This window comes from Paraburkholderia phenoliruptrix (assembly GCF_019511605.1).
Lineage (GTDB): Bacteria > Pseudomonadota > Gammaproteobacteria > Burkholderiales > Burkholderiaceae > Paraburkholderia > Paraburkholderia phenoliruptrix_A.
Genome location: NZ_JAEUAV010000001.1, coordinates 627,380 through 648,578, shown reverse-complemented (window position 1 = coordinate 648,578; position 21,199 = coordinate 627,380). Strand labels below are relative to the sequence as shown.

The 21,199-nt window shown below is 66.3% G+C and carries 15 protein-coding genes; 14 read left to right on the top strand and 1 reads right to left on the bottom strand.

Going from position 1 to position 21,199, the window contains the following annotated elements; translation table 11 throughout:
- The first annotated feature begins 5 nt into the window (after window positions 1-5).
- The 12 genes from JNB89_RS02765 to JNB89_RS02710 all read left to right on the top strand — a co-directional run bounded on the left by JNB89_RS02765 (window position 6) and on the right by JNB89_RS02710 (window position 18,081).
- Window positions 6-1,016, top strand: a complete 1,011-nt coding sequence (locus JNB89_RS02765; protein ID WP_220361154.1) for a TcdA/TcdB catalytic glycosyltransferase domain-containing protein — start codon at window positions 6-8, stop codon at window positions 1,014-1,016.
- Between the two features lie 175 nt (window positions 1,017-1,191).
- A complete protein-coding gene (locus JNB89_RS02760) occupies window positions 1,192-1,872 on the top strand; it encodes a hypothetical protein (RefSeq protein WP_220361153.1) in 681 nt (226 codons plus the stop codon).
- An 82-nt stretch (window positions 1,873-1,954) separates the two neighbouring features.
- The gene (tssI, locus tag JNB89_RS02755) at window positions 1,955-3,844 is read left to right on the top strand and encodes a type VI secretion system tip protein TssI/VgrG (protein WP_223216674.1); all 1,890 of its coding nucleotides are present in this window, start codon (window positions 1,955-1,957) and stop codon (window positions 3,842-3,844) included.
- The gene (locus tag JNB89_RS02750; protein ID WP_220361152.1) at window positions 3,841-4,389 is read left to right on the top strand and encodes a DUF6931 family protein; all 549 of its coding nucleotides are present in this window, start codon (window positions 3,841-3,843) and stop codon (window positions 4,387-4,389) included. The genes tssI and JNB89_RS02750 overlap by 4 nt, the downstream gene beginning before the upstream one ends.
- Window positions 4,386-6,113 (top strand): type VI secretion system-associated FHA domain protein TagH, encoded by a 1,728-nt coding sequence (gene tagH, locus JNB89_RS02745; RefSeq protein WP_220361151.1) that lies wholly within the window; start codon window positions 4,386-4,388, stop codon window positions 6,111-6,113. Before JNB89_RS02750 ends, tagH begins: the two co-directional genes overlap by 4 nt.
- A gap of 70 nt (window positions 6,114-6,183) precedes the next feature.
- Window positions 6,184-7,524, top strand: coding sequence for a type VI secretion system baseplate subunit TssK (gene tssK / locus JNB89_RS02740; protein ID WP_220361150.1), 1,341 nt, complete (start codon window positions 6,184-6,186; stop codon window positions 7,522-7,524).
- Window positions 7,521-8,858, top strand: a complete 1,338-nt coding sequence (gene icmH, locus JNB89_RS02735; protein ID WP_220361149.1) for a type IVB secretion system protein IcmH/DotU — start codon at window positions 7,521-7,523, stop codon at window positions 8,856-8,858. The genes tssK and icmH overlap by 4 nt, the downstream gene beginning before the upstream one ends.
- A 4-nt stretch (window positions 8,859-8,862) precedes the next feature.
- The gene (gene tssM, locus JNB89_RS02730) at window positions 8,863-12,426 is read left to right on the top strand and encodes a type VI secretion system membrane subunit TssM (protein ID WP_220361148.1); all 3,564 of its coding nucleotides are present in this window, start codon (window positions 8,863-8,865) and stop codon (window positions 12,424-12,426) included.
- Entirely contained in the window at window positions 12,423-14,081 is a 1,659-nt protein-coding gene (gene tagF, locus JNB89_RS02725; protein WP_220361147.1) for a type VI secretion system-associated protein TagF, read from the top strand. The genes tssM and tagF overlap by 4 nt, the downstream gene beginning before the upstream one ends.
- Window positions 14,078-14,794, top strand: coding sequence for a PP2C family protein-serine/threonine phosphatase (locus tag JNB89_RS02720; protein WP_220361146.1), 717 nt, complete (start codon window positions 14,078-14,080; stop codon window positions 14,792-14,794). The genes tagF and JNB89_RS02720 overlap by 4 nt, the downstream gene beginning before the upstream one ends.
- A gap of 9 nt (window positions 14,795-14,803) precedes the next feature.
- Window positions 14,804-17,662, top strand: coding sequence for a serine/threonine-protein kinase (locus tag JNB89_RS02715; RefSeq protein ID WP_220361145.1), 2,859 nt, complete (start codon window positions 14,804-14,806; stop codon window positions 17,660-17,662).
- Window positions 17,659-18,081, top strand: coding sequence for a hypothetical protein (locus JNB89_RS02710; RefSeq protein ID WP_223216673.1), 423 nt, complete (start codon window positions 17,659-17,661; stop codon window positions 18,079-18,081). Before JNB89_RS02715 ends, JNB89_RS02710 begins: the two co-directional genes overlap by 4 nt.
- Window positions 18,082-18,128: 47 nt before the next feature.
- Here JNB89_RS02710 and tssA read toward each other — a convergent pair whose 3' ends face one another.
- Window positions 18,129-19,211: a type VI secretion system protein TssA gene (gene tssA, locus JNB89_RS02705; protein WP_220361144.1), complete on the bottom strand. Its 1,083-nt coding sequence runs from the start codon at window positions 19,209-19,211 to the stop codon at window positions 18,129-18,131.
- 400 nt (window positions 19,212-19,611) lie between these two features.
- On the opposite strand from tssA, the gene JNB89_RS02700 reads away from it, so the two are divergent.
- Window positions 19,612-20,160 (top strand): RNA polymerase sigma factor, encoded by a 549-nt coding sequence (locus JNB89_RS02700; RefSeq protein WP_027209672.1) that lies wholly within the window; start codon window positions 19,612-19,614, stop codon window positions 20,158-20,160.
- The gene (locus JNB89_RS02695) at window positions 20,157-21,128 is read left to right on the top strand and encodes an anti-sigma factor family protein (protein WP_220361143.1); all 972 of its coding nucleotides are present in this window, start codon (window positions 20,157-20,159) and stop codon (window positions 21,126-21,128) included. Before JNB89_RS02700 ends, JNB89_RS02695 begins: the two co-directional genes overlap by 4 nt.
- Window positions 21,129-21,199: the final 71 nt, after the last annotated feature.

The following is a 21,199-nucleotide window of genomic DNA, read 5'->3' as shown; positions in this document are numbered from 1 at the left end:
GAAAGTTGAGAGCCATTCCAAAGGTCATTCATATCATCTGGATCGGCGGCGACATACCGCAGCGGAACCGCGATTGCATCGTCACCTTTCCGCGGATGAATCCCGACTGGCAAGTCAATCTCTGGATTGACGCCAACCAGTTGTTGACCGGCGAACGCCGCCGGCAGATCAGCGAACACGTCAGCGCGCAAAGCGGTGGGCGCGTTTCTTCGGCGCAATGGCAAGAGGTCGCGCGCAGCCTTGGCGAAAGCGGCGGCGATGCCGCCACGATCAGCTATCTTGAAGACTATCTGAACCAGCGCGGCGAGACTCTGCGAGGTATGCGCGCGCAGCAGGTCAACTCCATCATCAACTTTTGCGAGGCGAACGGAATCAAGCTGCGCGAAGTGCAGCGCGACCTGAAGATGGGCAAGAACGCAGCGATTTATCGCAGCGAACTCGTCAATCGCGGCGCCAACTTCGGTTCGGCCAGCGACATCCTGCGCATCGAAATTCTTCTTCAGTACGGCGGCATTTATGTGGATACGGACGTCAGTTGCGTGAGTCCGCTCGGCGACATCATTTGCCACCAGTCTTATCCGCGGTTTTCCGCCGTGAATGCCGTGTGGCACAACGGCGTGAGCGAAAACGACTGGACAAGTGCGGACTGGTGGCGAGCGAATATTCGCGGAGATGATCCGCCGCCCATCAGCAACTCGATCATCGCCAGCCACGCCCGCAGCAATGGACTGAAGTCGTATAAGACACTCATCCATAGCAGGTTTCGCTCGCTGAAAACCAGCGACGACCTGCGCGCCCAGTACCTGAGCGACGTGCGCGGAAGCACGATCAAGATGACAGGCCCCACCGCGGCGGCCGAGAGCTCCGGCTTCACGAAGCTGCGCAACCAGATGTTCACGGACCTCGCCGCCTCGCAGAGTCCGGATCAGAGCCTTGAGAACAAGCTGTTCATGCGCGACAACTGGTATTTCCCGATGCACAAGGTGAGAGACAGCTACTTCCACGACTGGCTTTGAGCCTTGCGTCATCCGTCCCGCTCCGTTCAGTACGTTCGACTGCGCGTCACTGCGTTATCCCGCTTGCCGTGCGCCGCGTTTGTCGATTTTTTTACTTCATGACGAAGGAATAGATCGCGAGTCCCGGCTGTTGTGTTCTTTGAAAGACGAACCAATCGCGTCGGGAGATAAGGCGATGCCAGCAGGAAAGAGCAACGATGGATTCGCGGAACTGTCCACACTGAGCGACAGGAATGTCGTGCAGTTCGTGACGAGGTTGATCCAGAACTTCGAGCACGGATCGAATCCCCGCTTCACATACAGGGACGTGCTGCCCGACGACGCGAAGGACAACAAGTCGAAGTCCGTAAACCTCATTTCGAACGCGGTCGTGATTCCGTGGACAGTGAGCGAAGAAGACGGTACGGAGGACGTCCTGTTTCTCTCTGCACACGTGAACGCCACGCTGAAAATCGGTCAGTTGAAAAAGACCTCGCCGCTCAAGATCAATGTCAGCAAGTTCCATCTGACGGTGCGGCGCAAGCGTGTGCAGGACGCGATCCACGAGAGCGGCGTGACGGTCGACGTCGGACCCGAGTCGATCCACATTGGTGGAGCGAGCGACGGCGGCTGGGACAAACGTGCCGCGAACCTCGAAACGCTGCGCAAGAAGCTGATAGAAGATTCGACGCTGCCCGCAAAAGAAAACTTGATCACGAAGGAAGCACTCAAGGAGATGCTTGACGAGTGGGTCTCCGTGTCGCGTTTCAAAGGCGAAATCCGCGAGAACTTCAAGACGTCGCTCAAAACGCAGGTCGAGAGAAATGTGAAATCGGCGGCGAATCTGCCCAGGTTCAGCGTGGACGTGGACCTTTAGCACGCATGGACGCTCGCGCCATGCACAACCCGGCGCGCTGCACCGACCGGACTTTCCACGCAACCCGCTTCCGTCAATCACCATGGCTCACGCATTTACGCTCGCTTCGAACCTCGGCGCCAGTCTGCTGTTCTCGAACATGACCGCGACTGAATCGCTCGGCCGTCTTTTTTCATACCGGATAGAGGCCATCAGCAAGAACCCGCAGATCGATTTGCGCACGCTGCTCGGCACGCCGATGACAGTCAAGCTCGTCACTCCGCAAGGCTATACGCGGTACTTCAACGGTATGGTCAACGAGTGCGAGCAGCGCGGCTTTGTGAACATCGAAAACGTGCGTTACGCCGTCTACACGTTCGGCGTCGTGCCGAAGCCGTGGCTTGCGACGCGCCGGCGCGACTGTCGCATTTATCGAAGCATGAGCGTGCCGCAGATCGTCAAGTCGGTGCTCGCCGACGCCGGCTATGCAGACGTGAAACTGAGCCTGAGCGGTAGCTACGCGCCGCGCGACTACTGCGTGCAATACCGCGAGAGCAGCTTTGACTTCATTAGCCGGTTGATGGAGCAGGAAGGCATCTACTACTTCTTTACGCATGCGGACGGTGTGCACACCATGGTGCTGGCCGATGCGCTCGGCGCTCATTCACCTGTGGGCGGCTTCGAGCAGATCCCTTATGCGCCGCCCACTGAACGCGGCAAACGCATGAAAGCGTCGATCAGCGACTGGAGCGCCGCGCGCACGACAAATGCAACGCGCGTGCAACTGGACGACTACGACTATCTGAAACCAAAAGCGTCGCTGCTCGCCACCGAGGACGTCACCGACAAGGACGATGCCCACGGCGTGAGTGGTCTCGACATCTACGACTACTCGTACGACTACGTGGGTCACGACCAGCGCCTGCAGGACGGTCAGCGCTACGCGCAGGTGCGCGCCGATGCGCTCAACGTGCCGATGCTGACGAGCGCCGGGCACACCGACGCGTGCGGTCTCGCCACCGGTGCGTTGTTCAGGCTGAAGGACTTTCCGCTTGCGGAGGCGAATCAGGAGTATCTCGTGATCGAAACCGAGATGCGGCTCGTCGAGCCGGACTATGTGACGGGCGGCGGCGCGGACGAGGACGAGGGGCCGTTTCACTGCGCGTTCAGGGCGATTCGCAGCCGTCAGCCGTTTCGCACCATGCCGCTCACGCCGCGCCCCGTGATTGCCGGCTTGCAGACCGCGGTGGTCGAAGGCAACACGCCGGAAGATATCGCCGTCGACAAGTATGGCCGGGTGCAGGTCACGTTCTTCTGGAACCGCCCGGCCAAGCCGAACGCCCAGAATTCTTGCCCGGTGCGCGTCGCGCAGATGTGGGCGGGCAAGCGCTGGGGCGCGCAGTTTATTCCGCGCGTCGGACAGGAGGTGGTGGTCAGCTTTCTCGACGGCAACCCGGACCGGCCGCTGATTATCGGCAGCGTCTATAACGCGGACAACATGCCGCCGTACAGCCTGCCCGAAAACCGCACGCAAAGCGGCGTGAGAAGCCGCAGCCACAACGGCTCCGCCGAGGACTACAACGAAATCCGCTTTGAGGACAAGAAGGGCAGCGAAGAGGTGCTGATTCATGCGCAGAAAAATTTGCGCGAGGAATCGGAGCATGACCACGACGTTGAGGTGGCGCGCAACTACACGCTCACGGCCGGCAAGCAGATCAGGCTCGTGACCGGGCTCGCGAGCATCACGCTGAACAGCACCGGCGAGATTGCGATCGAGGGCACCAACGTCACGGTGAACGGCGAACTCAACGTGGCAATGACATCGGGCCTCGCGATGGAACTCAACTCCAAAGCGAATCTGAACATCAGTTCGATTGCCGCGATGGAAATCCTGTCCGAGGCCAACTGCCTCGTGCAGTCCACCAACCTGCAACTGATCGGCACGGCCAGCGCAATACTTGGCGGCGCGGCGCCGATGATCCTGCCGCTATGACCACGCTTTTCGACGCTGCCCGGCAGATGCGGCTTTCCGCGCCGGCAAACGCCCGCCTGGAACCGGGCATGACGCCGCGCGTCGCCGTTCAGACGCTGCTCGACGACGGACTGGCCGCCGACGCGCTGAGCCTGCTCGCGCGCCTCCTGCCGCATCGCTACACGGTTGCGTGGGTATGCCAGTGTGCGAGCCGCGAGGCCCTCGGCGCGCACGACCGCGAAGGTGTCGCTCTCGCCGAAGCATGGGTGCGCGCGCCGGGCGAAGCGCAGCGCGCCGCCGCCGCATTGTTCGCCAGCGAGCACCGCTACCGGAGCATCGGCGCATGGGCGTGCGCGTCGGCCGGCTGGACCGGCGGCAACCTGAATCCTCGAAACGAGCAGCCTACGCCGCCGCCCGAACACCTGAGCGCGATTGCGGCAACGGCGGCCGTCACTTACATGGCCGCGCTGGTCCCGGCGCAGATCGACGCGCGCCGCACAGCGTTCGTGCGCGACGCGCTGGGACTGCTCGGCATTCCTAACGGTATGAGCGGAGCGACGCAATGAGCACGGCGCACAGTCTGGTTCTTTCGGTGCAGGGCGAACGGGGCGAGCGCCTCGGCGGCCGGCGCGAACACGTGTTCGATTGTCGCGACGGCAGCATCGGCCGCTCGGAAGACTGCGACTGGGTACTCGGCACCGAAGGTGTATCGCGGCTGCATGCTCTGGTGCGCTACCTGAACGGCCTCTATTTCGTCGAGGACCGCAGCACCAACGGCATGCTGCTCAATGGCGTCGCTTTGCAAAGGGGCGATCCAGCGGCGCTGAAAGACGGTGACCGGTTGCAGATAGATACCTTCGACATCGCCGTGCGTGTTCGCGGCGAGACGGTGGAACAGGACCATAGCTCGCGCGACGTATCGAAGGAGGTTCGCAAAGCGCCGGCGCCCGCGCCATTGGCGGTACCGTCGCCCGCCGCCGATGTGGCAGCGGAGCGCGCGCACAACGCCGAGCCGCTCGATCTGAGCGTGCTGCTGCCGTCCCGAGGCGTCGGCATGTCTGGCGGCGCAGGCTTTGCCGAAGGTCTGATTCCCGGTGCGGCCGACGCCGCTGCGGGCGGCTCAAGCCTCGATCCGCTCGCGCTCTTCGACGCACCGCCATCGTATTTTGCCGAGGCCGCATCCCCGGCTCCGGCGGCGCCGGCGCCGGAATGGAACCACATGCCAGCGGTCGCGGACCGGTTCCGTCCGCCGCAAGTGGAGCAGCCGCGAGCCAGCGGCCCGCTGTTGCCCGACGATTGGGACGCAACCGCAAGCAAGGTGGAACCACGTTCCGGGGCGCAACCGGAGCCGGGCGCTGGCGAGCGTATCGCTGGAATCTCGACAGACCCGTCGCAGACGCCGGACTCGCCGCAGCCGGTGGATTTGCAGCATTCGCCGCGGGCTAGCGCAGATCTTCCGGATTCCGCCGTCGCGCCGGTCTCATCCGTTGCGACCGGCGCAGCGGTTTCGCCAATCGACCCGGTGGCAGCGGCGCCGGTGACGCAGGCGTTTGCAACGTCACCTGCGTTACCAACGTCGCGTGCCTTAGGCGCCTCAGCGGCCTCAGCAGCCTCAGCAGCCTCAGCAGCCTCAGCAGCCTCAGCAGCCTCACCGGCCTCAGCGGCCTCAGCGGCCTCACCAGCCCAACCAGTATCACCACCGTCACCCCAGTCGGCCACTGCAGGCCCCGCAACAACCAGCGCGCTCCCGCCGGCATCCGCCGACGCCCAGTCGCAGCAATTGACCGACATGCTCCACATCGCGGTGGACGCGATGATGGACGTGCTGCGCGCCCGCGCCGAACTGAAGAACCGCTTCCGGCTACCCGCAACGCTGATCCAGCGTTCGGAGAACAACCCGCTCAAGTTCGCGCCGACCGCGCAGGAAGCGGTCCGAAGGCTGTTCGCGCCGCCGGACGGCGGCTTCCTGTCCGGCAACGCGGCGCTCAACGACGCCGCCGCCGACATCCGCAATCATCAGATGGCAATGCTCGCCGGCGTGCGCTCGGCGTTCCAGTCGATGCTGGCCCAGTTCGATCCCGCGCGGATCGAAGAGTCGGAAGGCCGCGCGCGACGCTTGCCTCTCGGTGGGCGGCCGCGTCACTGGGAGCGCTACAAGGAGCAGTTCGACGCGCTCACCCGAGACCCCGACGAATGCTTTCGGCGCCTGTTCGGCGACGAATTCGCGCGGGCCTACGAGCAGCAGCTCGCGCACCTCAAGGCCCGCGCCACCGACGACCCGCCAGCGTGAGCGCGGCCACGCGTCAGCACACCGTCCAAAGCCGGGCGGCGCAACGAGAACTCTTGATCGAACCGACACCATGACCCACAGCAACAAAGTCATATGGAGCGAAGGCCTGTTCCTCAGGCCGCAGCACATGCAGCAGCAGGAGCGCTATTTCGAGCGCTACGTGGAACTGCGCGCGGGCGCGCTGCGCCCGCATGGCTGGGGCTTCCAGGAGCTCGAACTCGAACCCGACCTGCTCGCGATAGGCAAGCTCGGCATCAAGCGCGCGCGGGGCGTGTTCCCCGACGGCACGCCGTTCTCGATGCCGGGCGACGACCCGTTGCCCGCGCCGCTCGACATCGATCCGAACTGGCGGGATCAAGTCGTTCATCTGAGCCTGCCGCTGCGCTCGTCGACGCGGCCCGACAGCGGCTGGAGCGGCGCGGGCAGCGCCGATCAGCTATTGCGCTATCGCGTTCGCGAAACGGAAGTCCACGACGCGTCCGGCAGCATGGAAGGGCTCACCGTGCTCGAAGTCGCGGGCATGAGCACGCGGCTCATGCCGCAGTCGCAGCCCGCCGAGGGACTGATGCGGATTCCGCTTGCCCGCGTGATCGAATGCCGGGCAGACCGGCGCGTGACGCTCGACGACGGTTTCATGCCGAGCGCGTTGCAGACGCAGGCCGCCGAGCGCCTCGTGACGTTCCTGTCGGAACTGCTCGGCCTGCTTCACCAGCGCGGCGAAGCGCTCGCGATTCGCGTGACGCAAACGGATCGGGGCGGTGCCGCGGAGATCGCCGACTTCCTGATGCTTCAGGTCATCAACCGTTATCAGCCGCTCGTGGCGCATCTGGCCGAAGCGCCGCTGTTGCATCCCGAAGCGCTGTACCAGTTGCTGCTCGAGCTGGCCGGCGAACTGGCCACCTTCACTGCGCCCGCCAAGCGCGCACAGAGCTTTCCCGCGTACCGGCACGAACTGCTGCGGGAGAGCTTCGAGCCGGTGATCGACGCATTGAGGATCGCGCTGAGCGCCGTGCTCGAACAGAGCGCGGTGGCTATTCCACTGCAACAACGCAAGTACGGCGTCTGGGTCGGCGTGGTGCCCGATTCGACGCTGCTCGACACGGCGAGCTTCGTGCTCGCCGCGCGAGCCGACATGAAGGCCGAAGACATGCGCAGGCAGTTGCCCACGCAATCGAAAATCGGCCCCGTCGAGCGAATTCGCGATCTCGTCAATCTGCAACTGCCGGGCATCGGCGTTTCGTCGATGCCGGTTGCGCCGCGCCAGTTGCCCTATACGTCCGGCTTCGTATATTTCGAGTGCGACCGCGGTTCGCCGATGTGGCGCATGCTGAAGACCTCCGGCGGCATCGCCATGCATTTCGGCAGCGGCTTTCCCGGTCTCGATCTTCAACTGTGGGCGGTTCGCGCATGAGCACCGCCAATCGCAACGATCAGCAGGCCGGGCGCATCGACGCCACGGTCATCCGCCCGCAGCCTCGAGCGGGCGCCGACGACGCCACCCTAATCATGCCGCGGCACGCGCCTGCGCGCGCCCACGAACCAGCTTCTGCCGCGCCGCGCATCGAACTGGCCGAACTGATGAGCGGCGTCGTCAATCCGCTCGTGCGCGCCGCCAATCCGCTGCTGCTCCTTAGCGTGCAGTTGCGGCACAGCGTGGCGGCGCCCGCCGACGTCGCGCGGCTGCGCGAGCAGGCCGTCGCTCATGTGCACAGCTTCGAGCGTCACGCGCAGGACGCCGGTGTCAACACGCAAACCGTCGTGGCCGCGCGCTACGTGCTGTGCACCATGCTCGACGAAGCCGTGAACAATGCGCCGTGGGGTGACCTCAGCGGCTGGGCGCAAAAGACGCTGCTCGTGACGTTTCACGGCGAGGCCTACGGCGGCGCCAAGTTCTTCCAGATTCTCGAGCGGCTGAGCGTGGACTTTTCGCGGCATCTCGATCTGATCGAGATGATGTACATCTGCCTCGCGCTCGGTTTCGGCGGACGTTATCTGGTGGAGCCGGGCGGGCTCGGCCGTCTTGCCGACATTCAGGACGATCTGTATCGCCGGATTCGCGGCTTGCGCGAAGCGCCCGCTGCCGAACTGGCGCCGCACTGGCGCGGCGTCGACGACCGCCGCAATCCGGTCATGCGTCACGTGCCGCTGTGGATCGCGGCTATCGCGTCGGCGGTCATCGTGATTGGCGCGTTCCTGTATTTCTTCACGCGCCTCAATGCGCTCGCGGAGCCGGTCGGCGCACAGCTTGCCGCGATCGGTCCCAACAGCGCGCCGCCGCCTGGCAATGCCGCCGCACCGAAGCCGGCGCGCAACAGCCTGAAGGCGCTGCTTGCGCCGCTTGAACAATCCGGCGCACTGACCGTCGACGAGCAGGCCGACGGGCGCGACACGATACGCCTTGCAGCAGGCGCGCTGTTTCCCTCAGGCGGAGCAGACCTTGCCCCCGACGAAATTCCGCTGCTGCGTCGCGTGGCCTCGGCGCTCAACCAGGTGCGCGGGCGCGTGATCGTGGTGGGCCATACCGACGATCAACCGGTGCACTCGCTCAGATTCAAGGACAACTTCGCGCTCTCGACGGCGCGCGCGCAGAACACGCTCGCGGTGCTCGCACAAGGACTCGACGATCCGCGCCGGCTGGAGGCAAACGGTGCCGGTTCGTCGCAGCCGGTCGCGACGCCGGCCGACCTGCCGGCCAACCGGGCGCGCAACCGTCGCGTGGAAATTCTGTTTATCCCGGAGAACTGAACCCATGAACACGCTGAAAACCTGGGTCAAGTCCCGGTGGTTCACGCACGCGCTGGCCGTGCTGCTGATTGCGGCGCTGATCTGGCTCGGCGGCCCTTACGTGGGCATTGGCGAGCGCGAACCGCTCGCGAGCCCGGCGGCGCGGGTCGCATTGATTCTCGCGGTGGTGCTCGCGTGGATGATCGCCTTGCAGGTTATGCACTGGAGAGCGCAGCGCAAGACCGCGCGGCTCTCGGGCGACCTGGCGGGACAGGAGACGCGGATCGCCGCCGCGGAGCCCGCCAGCGAGGAGCGCGCGCAACTGCTGCAACGCTTTCGTGAAGCGATTCACACGCTGCGCACGACACGCCGTAACGGCCGCAACCTGTACGCGTTGCCGTGGTACGTCGTGATCGGGCCGCCCGGCTCGGGCAAGAGCACGCTGCTGCAAAACTCCGGGCTCGAGTTTCCGTTGTCCGAGCGCTTCGGCAAGGACGCGTTGCGCGGCATCGGCGGAACACGCAACTGCGACTGGTGGTTCACCGACGAGGCTGTGTTTCTCGATACCGCGGGCCGCTACACGACTCAGGATTCCGATGCGCAAGCGGATGCGGCGGCATGGCAGTCGTTTCTCGCGCTGCTGCGCCGCTATCGCAGGCGGCGGCCGCTGAACGGCGTGATCGTGACGATGAGCGTGTCCGACCTGCTCGGCTTCGACGACGCCGCGCGCGAACAGCACGCGCGCGCCGTGCGCCGGCGTCTGGACGAGCTTGCGCAGCACCTGAAGGTGGCAGTGCCCGTGTATCTCGTGTTCACCAAATGCGACCTGGTGGCGGGCTTCGGCGAGTTCTTCGACGATCTCGGCGCCCAGTTGCGCAGCCAGGTGTGGGGCATGACGTTTCCTCTCGACGCGAGCCTCGACGGCAGCGCGTGCAGTCGTTTCGCCGATGAATACGACCTGCTGCTCAACCGTCTCAACACGCGTCTGATCGAGCGCCTGCATGGCGAGCGCGATCGTGGCCGGCGTGCGGCGGTGCTGAGCTTTCCGCAGCAACTGGGTGCGTTTCGCGACATCGCTAGGCAGTTCGTCGAGGCCGCGTTCGGGCGTCACGAGTACGGCACGCCGCCGATGCTGCGCGGGGCTTACCTGAGCTCCGGCACCCAGGAAGGTGCGCCGATCGACCGGGTGCTCGGAGCGGTCGCGCGCACTTTCGGCGTGGACGCCGCGCGAGTGCAGGCAGGCGCCGGGCAGCGGCACACCTACTTCGTCGAGCGCCTGCTGAAGGACGTGCTGTTTCGCGAGTCCGGTCTTGCGGGCACGAATCCGCGCTTCGAGCGGCAGAAGCTGTTCATGCAGGCGGCCGCGTATGCGGGCCTTGTCGTCGTGACCCTCGTGCTGGTCGCGGGATTCGCGACCAGCTATGCACGCAACCGCGCATTCGTCGCCGAAATCCAGAGCGCGCTGAAGGACCTGCCCGACGCCGCGACGCTTGCCGGCGTACCCGACATCAGGTCGTACTTCGCGCGGGCGCTCGCGCGGCTCGAGGTGATCGCCGCAACGCAGGACGCCGCGGGCCAGTACCGCGCCCACGTGCCGTGGTCGATGCGCTTCGGTCTGTATCAGGGCAACGCGCTTTATGCGCAGGCGCACAGCGCGTATCTGCGCGAACTCGACGGCACCTTGCTGCCCGGCGTGGATCTGCGGTTTCGCGAAGGTCTCGGCGAAAACGCCAGCAACCCGCAAGCGCTCTACGACGATCTGAAGGGCTACCTGATGCTCGGCGAGCCGCAGCATCTCGACGCGGACGAACTGGCCGCGCTTGCCCGCGTCGAGTGGCAGCGGCTGTTCCCGCAGGACCCGGCGATTCGCACCGCGCTCGACAGGCACTTCTCGGCCCGGCTCGGCGACGCGCAGAAACCGCGCGCGCTGCCGCTCGATCCCGCACTGATCGCTCAGGCGCGCTCGACACTGAAGACAGCGGACGTCGCCACGCTGATCTACGGCAGTGTGCGACTGGACGCCGGGCGCTCGGGGGTCTCGCCGGTGCGGCTCGACCAGTCGCTCGGCTTGCTCGGCAACGTGTTCCGTCGCAAGAGCGGGACGCCGCTCTCCGAACCTTTGCCGGTTCTCTTCACGCGGCCGTATTTTCAGTCGGAGGTGAGCGGCGGGCTGGACCAATCCGTCGATCGCTTCGTGAAGGACTACTGGGTGTTCGACAGCGGGCGCGTCGATCCGCTGGCCCGCTCGCGTTACGAACAACAGGTGCTGACGCTTTACGAACAGGACTACATCGCAAGCTGGGATGCGTTGCTCGCCGATCTGCAGTTGCAGCCTGTCACGAGCATTCAGGACGCGAGCACGATGGCCGCGAAACTGTCCGGACCGAGTTCGCCGCTCAAGGCGCTGCTCAATCTGGTTCGCGATAATACGAGCGACATGTTGCGCGCGCCGGCAGGCGGCGGCGCGGCGGGCGCCGATGCGCTGGCCTCGCAGGCGAGGCTTGCCGGCGAAAACATCGCGGCGAAGCGCGCGCTGAACACGCGGCTCGCGGGCGAACTGCGCAATGCCGGCGCGCCGCTGCCCGCCGGTGTGACGCTGAAGGCGGGCGATGCGAATGCGGCCGGTTCGCGGCAGCCGGGCGCCGCCATAGAAGAACACTTCGCGCAGATCAATCAGCTCGGCGCGGGCACGAGCGGCGCGACGCCGCTCGACCACAGCCTGACCGTCCTCGATCAGCTCGGCAAAACCCTGCTGACCATGAACGACCTGAGCGACCCCGCCGCGCAGAATAGCCCGGCGCTGCTCGCCGCGCGCCAGGAAGCGGGGCAACTGCCGCCGCAAGTGGCCGCGCTGATTCAGGGGCTCACCGGCAAGAGCGCCGATCTGGTTGCAAGCGGCAGCAGCGCGGCGCTTGCCGACCAGTTCCGCGCGGCGGCGGGCAGCGACTGCGCCAACTTCGTCGACGGACGCTATCCGTTTGCACCGGGCGGCGGGTCGGACATTCCGTTGCAGAACTTTGCCGAACTGTTTGGCAACGGCGGCAGATTCGACAGCTTCTTCAAATCGACGCTTGCGCAGCGAGTCGATACCGGCAGCCGTGCATGGCGCTGGAAACCGGGCGCGCCGCCGGGACCGCAATCGGTACTGGCAGGCGCGCAGGCCGCGGACGACATCCGTCAGATGTTCTTTCCGAACGGTGCCCAGCCCCGGGTTGGCTTCACGCTGCTCGCACCGCAGTTCGAGCCGCCTATCGCGCGGGCCGTGATCGAGATCGACGGGCAGAAATACGACTATTCGGCTAACGGGGTGTCGAGCGTGACAATGGCATGGCCGGGCCCGCAGCCGGGCCACGTGTCGGTCAGCGCTTTCGACGTGGCGGGCCGTCCGCTGGGTACGCCGTTGCGTCTCGATGGCGAATGGGCGTTCTTCCATGCGCTCGACGCCGCTCGCCTGCAAAAGCAGGGCGATCTTCGCTATGTGGCGAGCTTCGATTTCGACGGCCACGCGCTCAGGCTGCCGATCCAGCCGGCGAGCCTGCGCAATCCGTTCGATAACAATGAAGTGCGGCGCTTCAGGTGCCCGCGATGAGCGGCGCGGTCGGCTTCTACGGCAAGCTGCCCGGCGCGGGCGACTTCGTGCGGCGCAGGCTGCCGGCGGACTTCGTCGACGCATGGGATCGTCATTTCCAGCGCGCGGTGGAAATCGGGCGGCGCGAGACCGGCGAGCGATGGGCGGCTGCCTGGCAGCACGCCCCGGCATGGCGCTTCGTGCTGCCGCCACAGGTGTGCGGCAACGGCTCGTGGTGCGGTCTCGCCGGTCCGGCCGTGGACCGTGTCGGCCGCGCTTTCCCGACCGTGCTGGCGGCGCCCTGTTCCGGCGATGTCACGCGGCTGTTCGGCAATCCCGGCTGGTTCGATGCGCTCGAACGGGTGTACCGCAGCGCTCAGGGCGAGGCCGTCAGCGTCGAGACATTCGACGCGCGCGTCGTGGCGCTGCCCCGGCCATTGAGCGACGCGCGCGACGCGTCGGCGCTCTGGCGTGAATTGCCGTGGGACAGCGGGCAATGGGAACTCGGGATATCGGACAGCGCATGCGCGGGACTGATTCTGAGCGAGGCATGGCGTCAGCTTTGCATGAAGCCGGGTCCGTGGTGCCTGTGGTGGACCGCGGGCGCGGCGCGATTGCTGGCGACGCGCGGATTGCCGCGCGATTATGCGGCGCTGCTCGGGCCCGCGCGCGTGCCGGATCAGCACGCATACGGGCTGCACGAATTGAATGAACTGCAAGAGCAGCACGGACAGCCTCAACAGTACCAAGCGCACGAGCGACTCGCGTTCATTGACGATCCTTGTGACCTGGCCGCGACAGACGCATCCGGCCCGCCGGGCATTCATGCAAGCGACGCCACACCGGCAGCCACACCCTCGGCCCTGGCAAGCGGAGCTTCAACCTCGCCCGCGTCAGACAGTGCGGGTCTCGTTCCGCGCACCGCCGCGGCAGGCAGCGCGACGCTGTGGCTCCACAACGGCAACATATTGCTCGTGAGCGCCGACGAGGGCCCGCCTGATCCACGCCGCGTGGCCGCGCGCTGCATTCGCGAGACGGTACTGCACAACGCGCCGGACCCACGAACGCTCAGGGCCGGGCTGATGTCGCTGCATGCGCGGCTGCGCGAGTCGAGTCGCGACCCGAGCCACGAATCAAGCCGCGACCTGAGCCGTGACTCAAGCCACGACCCGAACCGCGACTCGAGTCGTGACTCGAGTCGTGACTCAAGCCGCTACCCGAACCTCGACCCGAACCCCGAACCGCGTGCGGCCGTGACCGAGAACGGCGCCGCTGTCCTCGTCTGTTTCGAGGGCGCATCCGCCAGGGTGCTGCGCGTCGGCGCGGCGGCGGCGTGGCACTGGCGAGCGGGCCATTTGCTCACGCCGTTCGTCGAGCGCGCGGCCGGCGCGGGCGGCGAGCTCGACGATCTGCTGTTCGGCGACGCGTGGCTCGAGATGCCCGGCATCGGCACCGGCGACGATCCCGGCTGCGACGAAGCCGCGCTTTCACTGCAGCGCGGCGACCGTCTGCTTCTGCTCGCCACACGCCAACTCACGCGGCTCGCGCGCGAGAGTCTCGCAACAGCGCTCGCGCTGCCGACCTGCGACGACGCGCGCGCGTATCTGGCGAGCGTGGCCGGGCTTCGCGCGCCGCCGTCGCAATGGCCGCTCGCGATCGTGGAGATCAGCGCATGACGACGATCTGCCGCTCAGCCGGCCACACCGAAACGGGCAACGTGCGCCGCCGTAACGAGGACGCGATCCTGGTGCGCGACGACCTCGGGCTGTGGGTCGTCGCCGATGGACTTGGCGGCCACGCGGCAGGCGACTACGCGAGCACGCTGATCGTCGAGCGCCTGGGTGCGCTGACCCGCGGCGCCGACGTGAACGACTTCATTGCGGCCATCGAGGATACGTTGCAGCAGGTCAACGCCGAGCTGCGCGCGGCAGCCGCTGCGCGGCAGGTCGACGTAATCGGCTCGACGCTCGCGCTGCTGGTCCACGCCCCAACGTTCGTGCTGTGCGGCTGGGTTGGCGACAGCCGTGTCTATGTGCACGAAAACGGCACGCTGGTTCAGCTCACGCGCGATCACGTGCACGGTCAGCCACCCGACATTACGCAGTTCGGCACGCGCGCGCCGGCAGCGGGGGCGGGGGTGCTGACACGCGCGGTCGGCGTCGAAGACGAGTTGTTCGTCGACTGGGCGGTGGCCGGCAGCCGTCCCGGCATGCTGTTTCTGCTCTGTTCGGACGGCATCAACAAGGAACTGAGCGACGGTGAACTGGCCGACGCATGCCGCCATCCGCACTCTCCGCAGCAACTGGTGGACCGCCTGTTCGCGCTTTCGCTGGCGCGCCGCGCCCGTGACAACCTCTCCGCCGTGATCGTACGGCTCGACGCAGCCTGACAGACCTCGATGAACGACAACTACTCACGCCTCGGCGCCGGCGGCACGCGCGCCCGGAAACTGTTCCTCGTGATCGACGCACATGCGCGGCGCCTGTTCGCGCGGCACGTCGCGCCGCTCGACGCGAAGCCCGCTGACGCCGTAGACGGCCTGACTGTCGTGCAACCCGCATTGGCAGTTTCATCGCGCGACGAAGGCCGCATGGACCAGGAAGACAGCGCGTCGCGCGCAGCGTGGGACGACGCGACGGTCGTCAAACTCGCGAGCCGTTTGGCCGACCGCGCGGATTCCGCAGAAGTCCGAAGCAATGATGTGAACGACAGTCATGCGAGCGACAGTAGCGTCGGTGACAGCCGGTCCACCGACAGCAGCCTGAACCGCTATACCTGGCAACGGGTTGCTCGGGCGCAAAGCAGCGACCATGCATCGGTCGGCAAGCTGCTCAAAGGACGCTTTCTGCTCGAGCGCGAACTGGGGCGCGGCGGCATGGGCGTCGTCTATCTGGCGCGCGACGAGCGCAAGGTCGAGGCCCGCGACCGCGATCCCTACGTGGCCGTGAAAGTGCTCAACGACGAGTTCCGCCGCCACCCGGATTCGCTGATTGCGTTGCAACGCGAAGCGCGCCGCGCGCAGCGGCTCGCTCACGACAACATCGTGCACGTCTACGACTTCGACAAGGACGGCACGATCGTTTTCATGACGATGGAGTACATCGACGGCACGGACCTGCGCACGCTGATCCGCGAACGTCCTTCCGGCATGCCGTTCCGGCAGGCGTGGCCGCTGATCGACGCGATGGCGCGAGCGTTGCAGCGTGCGCATGCGAGCGGCATCGTGCACTCGGACTTCAAACCGGGCAACGTCATGGTGACGCGCGACGGCGTGCCGAAGGTGTTCGACTTCGGCATTGCGCGCGCGGGCCTGGCTGCCGCGGGCGCGGCCGGTGAGCAGACCGTGTTCGATGCCGGCACGCTCGGCGCGATGACACCGGCCTATGCAAGCCTCGACATGATCGAGGGCGCCGCGCCGTCGGTTCGCGACGACGTGTATGCGCTCGGCTGTGTGATCTTCGAGCTGTTGACCGGCCGCCATCCGTTCGGCCGGCACAGCGCCGACGTCGCGTTGAGCGAGAACGCAGTGCCGCCGCCTGTGCCGGGTCTCGGGCGGCGTCAATACCGCACGCTGTGTCAGGCGGTGGCGTTTCGCGGCGGCGAGCGGTTGCAAACGGTGGGCGCGCTGGTAGAAGGGCTGCGGCCGAGGAAGCTGCACGAACGCCTCTTGCCATACTGCGCGGGCGCGCTCGCGGTGGCGGTGCTCGCGGCGGGCGCCTTTGCATGGCATAGCCAGCATCGTCATCGGCAGCTGGAAGCAACCATCGCGCGCTTTGCCGCTAGCGACCCGCGCCACTACGCGAATGAAGACCAGGCGGTCGCCGCGCTCGCATTGCTCGGCGTGGACGAGCGCGAACGGCTCGTGCTGAACCAGAACGATCTGATTCAGCGCTTTCTCGCAAGCCGGCTCGACGCATACTGGAGCCCGCCGCTCGGACGAATCGATTATGCGGCGGCCCAGCACGTGTTTCAGATCCGCGACCAGTTGAAGCTGTTTTCGCCGGAATTCGACGTGCGGCGCAAGCAGATAGACGATGAGCGCGCCGACATGCTCGCGAAGCTCGCCAGCAACCTCGACGAAGCGCTGGATCGCGACGCGTTGTTCGAGGACCAGCCGGGCAGCGCGGCGGACGTCCTGCGCCGGATTCGCTTGCTGGACCCAGGCAGCGCATTGCTGAAGAGTCCGCAGATTGAATCGCGATACGACGCTGCAATCGGGCAATCGCTCGACTCGGCCAGGTTCGACGAAGCGCGGGCGCGGATCGCGCTGGCCCTGCAACTGTTTCCGGACTCCTCGCGCTTGCAGCGGCGGCGCGCACAACTGTCGTCCGCAGCGGCAGCGGCGACACAAAAGCATGAGTCGCCCGCCGCCGCGATGAGCGTGCCCGATGCGCGCCGCTCGCTCGTGGAACTGGCGGCTGCTCCGTCTGCCAGTGCAGCGTGGCTCGACGGCGTGACCCGAGCGATGACCGCGCTGCAAAACGACCCGTCGCCGGAAACCGGTACGGCGATAGACGCGCTTGCCGACGGCATCGTTGCCGCCGCGTCTCGCGTGACCGATCCGCTGCTGGTGCATCGGACGCTGGACGTGATCGAGGTCGGGTTGCGTTACGCGCCGCATTCGCCGGGCCTTTCCGCTCAGCGTGACCGGATGCTTCAGTTGTTGCAGCAACAGCGCATCGACCAGCTGACCGCGAGCGGCGACGCGGCTGCGCAAATGGACGCGCTGCGGCTCGCCGCTGCCGCCAACGACGGAGCGCGGGCGCTCGCCGCGCTCAAGCGGATGCGCGCGTTGCAACCCGACAACCCGTTTCTCGCGAGCGGCGCGCCGCAGCTCGTGGTCAACGCGTATCTCGGCAGCGCTCGTGCGCTCGCCCGCTCGGGCAATCTGCGCGAAGCCGCTCGCGTCGCCGCACAGGGCGCCGAGGCGCTTTCCGGCGACCCGAAACTCGGCGACGCTGCGCAACGCTATCTTCTCGCGGCGGCCATTCTCGACGCGCGCGATCAGCCGATGGCCGACCCGGACCTGCAGGCGCTGCAGGCCCGCTTTGACACCGCGCAGGCAGCCGACCCCGAAGCCATGAAGCAGATGGAGCGCGACATCGGCGCGAGCATCGCGTTGCCGCAAGGCGGCTTGAGCGCGTTGCTGGAGCAGATCAAGGCGCGGGTCGAAAGCGGCGACGCGGCGAGCGCGCCCGCATCGGTTTCAATGGCGCCGCCCGCGCGCAGCAACCGGCACAGCCAGGCGAACGCATGACGGGCAGCGATACGCGGCGGGCCGCACACAGCACACAGGCGGCGCGACGCGACATGCAACCGGACCTTGTCGTGACGGCGCACGAGGAGCCGGGTGTGCGCGAGCGGCAGGTCAACGACGCGTTGCGCGTGCTCGATGAAATGCACCGGCTCGGCCGCATCGAACGCGACGAGTATCGGCAGCGGAGGCGACGCCTGCTCGAATCGCTCGGCGGCGAAGCATCTTCGGACGGTCGAGATACGGTGCGCCGACGCATGCCTGCGGGCGACACAGGGCGCGAGCCGGTGCAGCTTCGGCGGCGCGATGCGGACAGTACGCGCATGCCGATGTCGCAAGGCCGCTGGGCCGCGCTGTGGACGCTGCTGTTGGTCGCGGTGGCCGGCGCGCTCGCAGCCGGCTGGTTGATGCTGGCGTCGTGATGGCCGCGCCTGGCGGGGATGTGGTTTGCCGAATGCGCTCCGGGCGCTTATTCGCTCTCCGGGCCCGACAATGCCTGAAGCTCCGACAGCCCGCCTGGCGCGATGTCCTTGAGCACGTCGGCGAAGCTCTTGCCGACGAGGCGCCGTGCGCGTTTGAGCAAAATCGGTAGAGGGCTCGACGGTTCGACACGCTCGTAGTAGTCGCAAATCTCATCGAGCCGCAGGATCACATCAGCCTGGCTGGAAATTCCGGCGTTCGCAGGCTCATGCATGGCGCCTGCGGGAGCGCTGCTCGCGTGGAGCGACAACGGCGACGAAGACAAGTCCAGCAGCGAGGCCAACGGTGCGGCGACACCCGCGTCCGCTCGGCCTGGAAAGCGGCGCAGCAGTTGCGCATCGACGAATTTTTTCAGCTCTGCGATATCGCCGCACAACAGCGCCATGTCGGGGCCGGCCGTGCCGAGTTTGTCCCGCACCAGCGCGACGATGGCCTCGGCATGTTCCTGCGCTTGCGCGAGCGTTGCGGCGGATTGGGGCAGTTGGTCCTCGGGGCAATCCATGCAGCAGGCTTCGAGGTCGACGAGCGTCGGAGCCGGCGCGCCGTCCTGCGACGGCGACGCGTGGGTCACGCCGGTTGCCACGCGCAGATCGCGCAGCGAAAAGCGGCCAAGACGCGGCGACTGCACGAACGGAGCAAGCCTGAAAATGCCCAGCGCGCTTTGCGGATCGCCAAGCGGCATCAGCGCATTGGCGCGGGCGGTGGGGTCGTGGTTGTCGTCTGCGTCCAATTGCGGATGCACATGGTCCCAGTAGCGTTCGAGCAGCCCGCGAACGAGGCCGAGGCCCGCTGCCCATCCGGACAGACCTTCGTTATGGGTTTGCGCGCAACAGAGGTGAACTGCAACGCGCAGATCTTTGGTGCGCGTGAGCAGCGCACCGGCGGCGCTTGCGACCTTGTCCCAGTCCGGCTCCTGAGCGGCTTTCAGACTGTCGCCCATCGCGCGCTCGGGCATGGGTGTCGCCAGCAGTTCGAGCTCGGTGAAGGCGGGATCGTATTCGAGGTTGAGCCCGGCCGGCGCCGCATCGTCGATGGGGGAAAGCAGGGCATTCGTCGCGTAGGAGTCGGTCATGTCGGGCTGAAAATGAGAACGTGCGCGAGCGCCTGGAGAAGCAGCGGGCGCGCTCGCGCGGTGCAGGTTGGTGTTTGCGGTTTATGACAGAACAACTGGCCGCGAGCGGTTATTCCATCGTGAAGGCGGGGCGCCGGTTGCGCCGTCGAACCATTGCGTGGATGCATGTTCGAGCGGCGGGACGAAAGCTCGAGGTCAGTTGTTTAGTGCGCGTTTCAGCTTGTTTAGTCGTACTCTTGGGTGTTCGCACCAGGCGGCGGCCCTTTGCGGCAAAGCGGCGTAGCTGCCCTGAAGCAAACGTTTTACGTAGGCTGTACAATCCGCGAACCCATTCACCTGCAGGAACGGTCAGTCAGCGTCCGGCGCGCCGGGCGGTAACCGTGCTTTGAGCCAGTCAACCATGTCAACAGCAGATGTCGAGAATCTGCCCAGTCTTCTACCGGGCATGCTGCCGCGGCTCTGGGCATTCTCTCTGCGCCTGTGCGGGAACCAGCACGACGCCGAGGATCTGCTCCAGCGCGCATGCGTGCGGGGGCTCGAACGCGCACATCAGTTGCAGGCGGGCACTTCGCCTCTGAGCTGGATGTTTTCCATCGTTCATTCCACCTGGATCAACGAACTGCGTGCGCGCAATGTGCGCAACCGCTCGAGCATGGAGTGGGACGACAACTTTCTCGAAACCGTGCCCGATCCAGCGGCGCGCAATCCTGCTGACAGCGTGAGCGAGATCATCGCGGCGGTGGAGCGTCTGCCCGACGCGCAGCGCACGGTGATGCTGCTCGTCGCGGTGGAAGGGTTCAGCTATGCGGAAGCGGCCGAGGTGCTCGGCGTGCCGATCGGCACCATCATGAGCCGGCTCTCTCGCGCGCGCCAGACAATCGGCGCGCAATTCAGCGACCACGATACGTCTTCGGCACGACCGTCGAAAACCCAGCGAGCGGCGCAATGAAGATCGATGATGCCAGCCTGTTGGCTTATGTCGACGGTGAGTTGTCGGACTCCGAGCGCGAGCAGGTAGAAAAGGCGATTCGCGAATCGGAAGACCTCGCGTCCCGCGTGTCGATGCTGCGCGCCTCGCAACTGCCTTATCGAAGAGCGTTCGAGCAGCAGGCGTTGCCGCCCATGCCGCAATCTCTGGGTCTGAGCGTCGAGGCGTTGATCCGTCAGCACGCGCAGCGGGAGGGTGCTCAGCGCAGCGCAGACGCAACCGGGCCGGACCACTCGCGCGTCACCGACGCACAGCCTGACGACAATGCTCCGCAGCCCAGGCCGCGCGCGAAGCGGCGGCAGTGGCGCTTGCTGCCGCAGTGGCTAACCTTGCCGACGTGGCCGAGGCTTGCAGTGGCGTTCGTCGCCGGCGCGTTCTGCTGCGGCCTCGCACTGCGGCTCGTGCCGCAACTGACAGGTGCTGGCGGCGCGCTCACCACGGCCTCCGACACCTCGGGCATGACGCCGTGGATCAAGGCGGCGGCCGGTTATCAGAGGCTGTACACGCGGGACACCGTCGCTTTGCTGCAACCCGACATGAGCGCCACGGCTACCACTGTCGCCGACATCCAGCACGTCGACAATCTGCCCATGCAGATTCCCGATTTGCGCAGTCAGGGGCTGACTTTCAAGCGCGTTCAAAGGCTGCGCTTTCATGACAAGCCGCTGGTGCAGATCGTCTATTTGCCGGAGAAGGGCGACCCCGTCGCGCTGTGCGTGCTGAAAGAAGTGAAGGCCGATGCGGCGCCGTCGAACGCGAAGGTGGAAGGTATGAATGTGGTCGCGTGGCGGCGCGGCGAACTGGGCTATGCGCTGATCGGCACGCCGGGTACTGTCGATCTGAATGCGCTTGGCAGACAGCTTTACGACGGCCGGGTGTCCGCGATCGTCAGCGACAACCGCACGGGTGCCGATGCCGAGCGCGGTTGAACGAAACGGCAGCGGTTCGGCGTGCCTGACCCCTCCCGCTGCATTGGCCAGCGCAGAGCCGCGTGAGCACG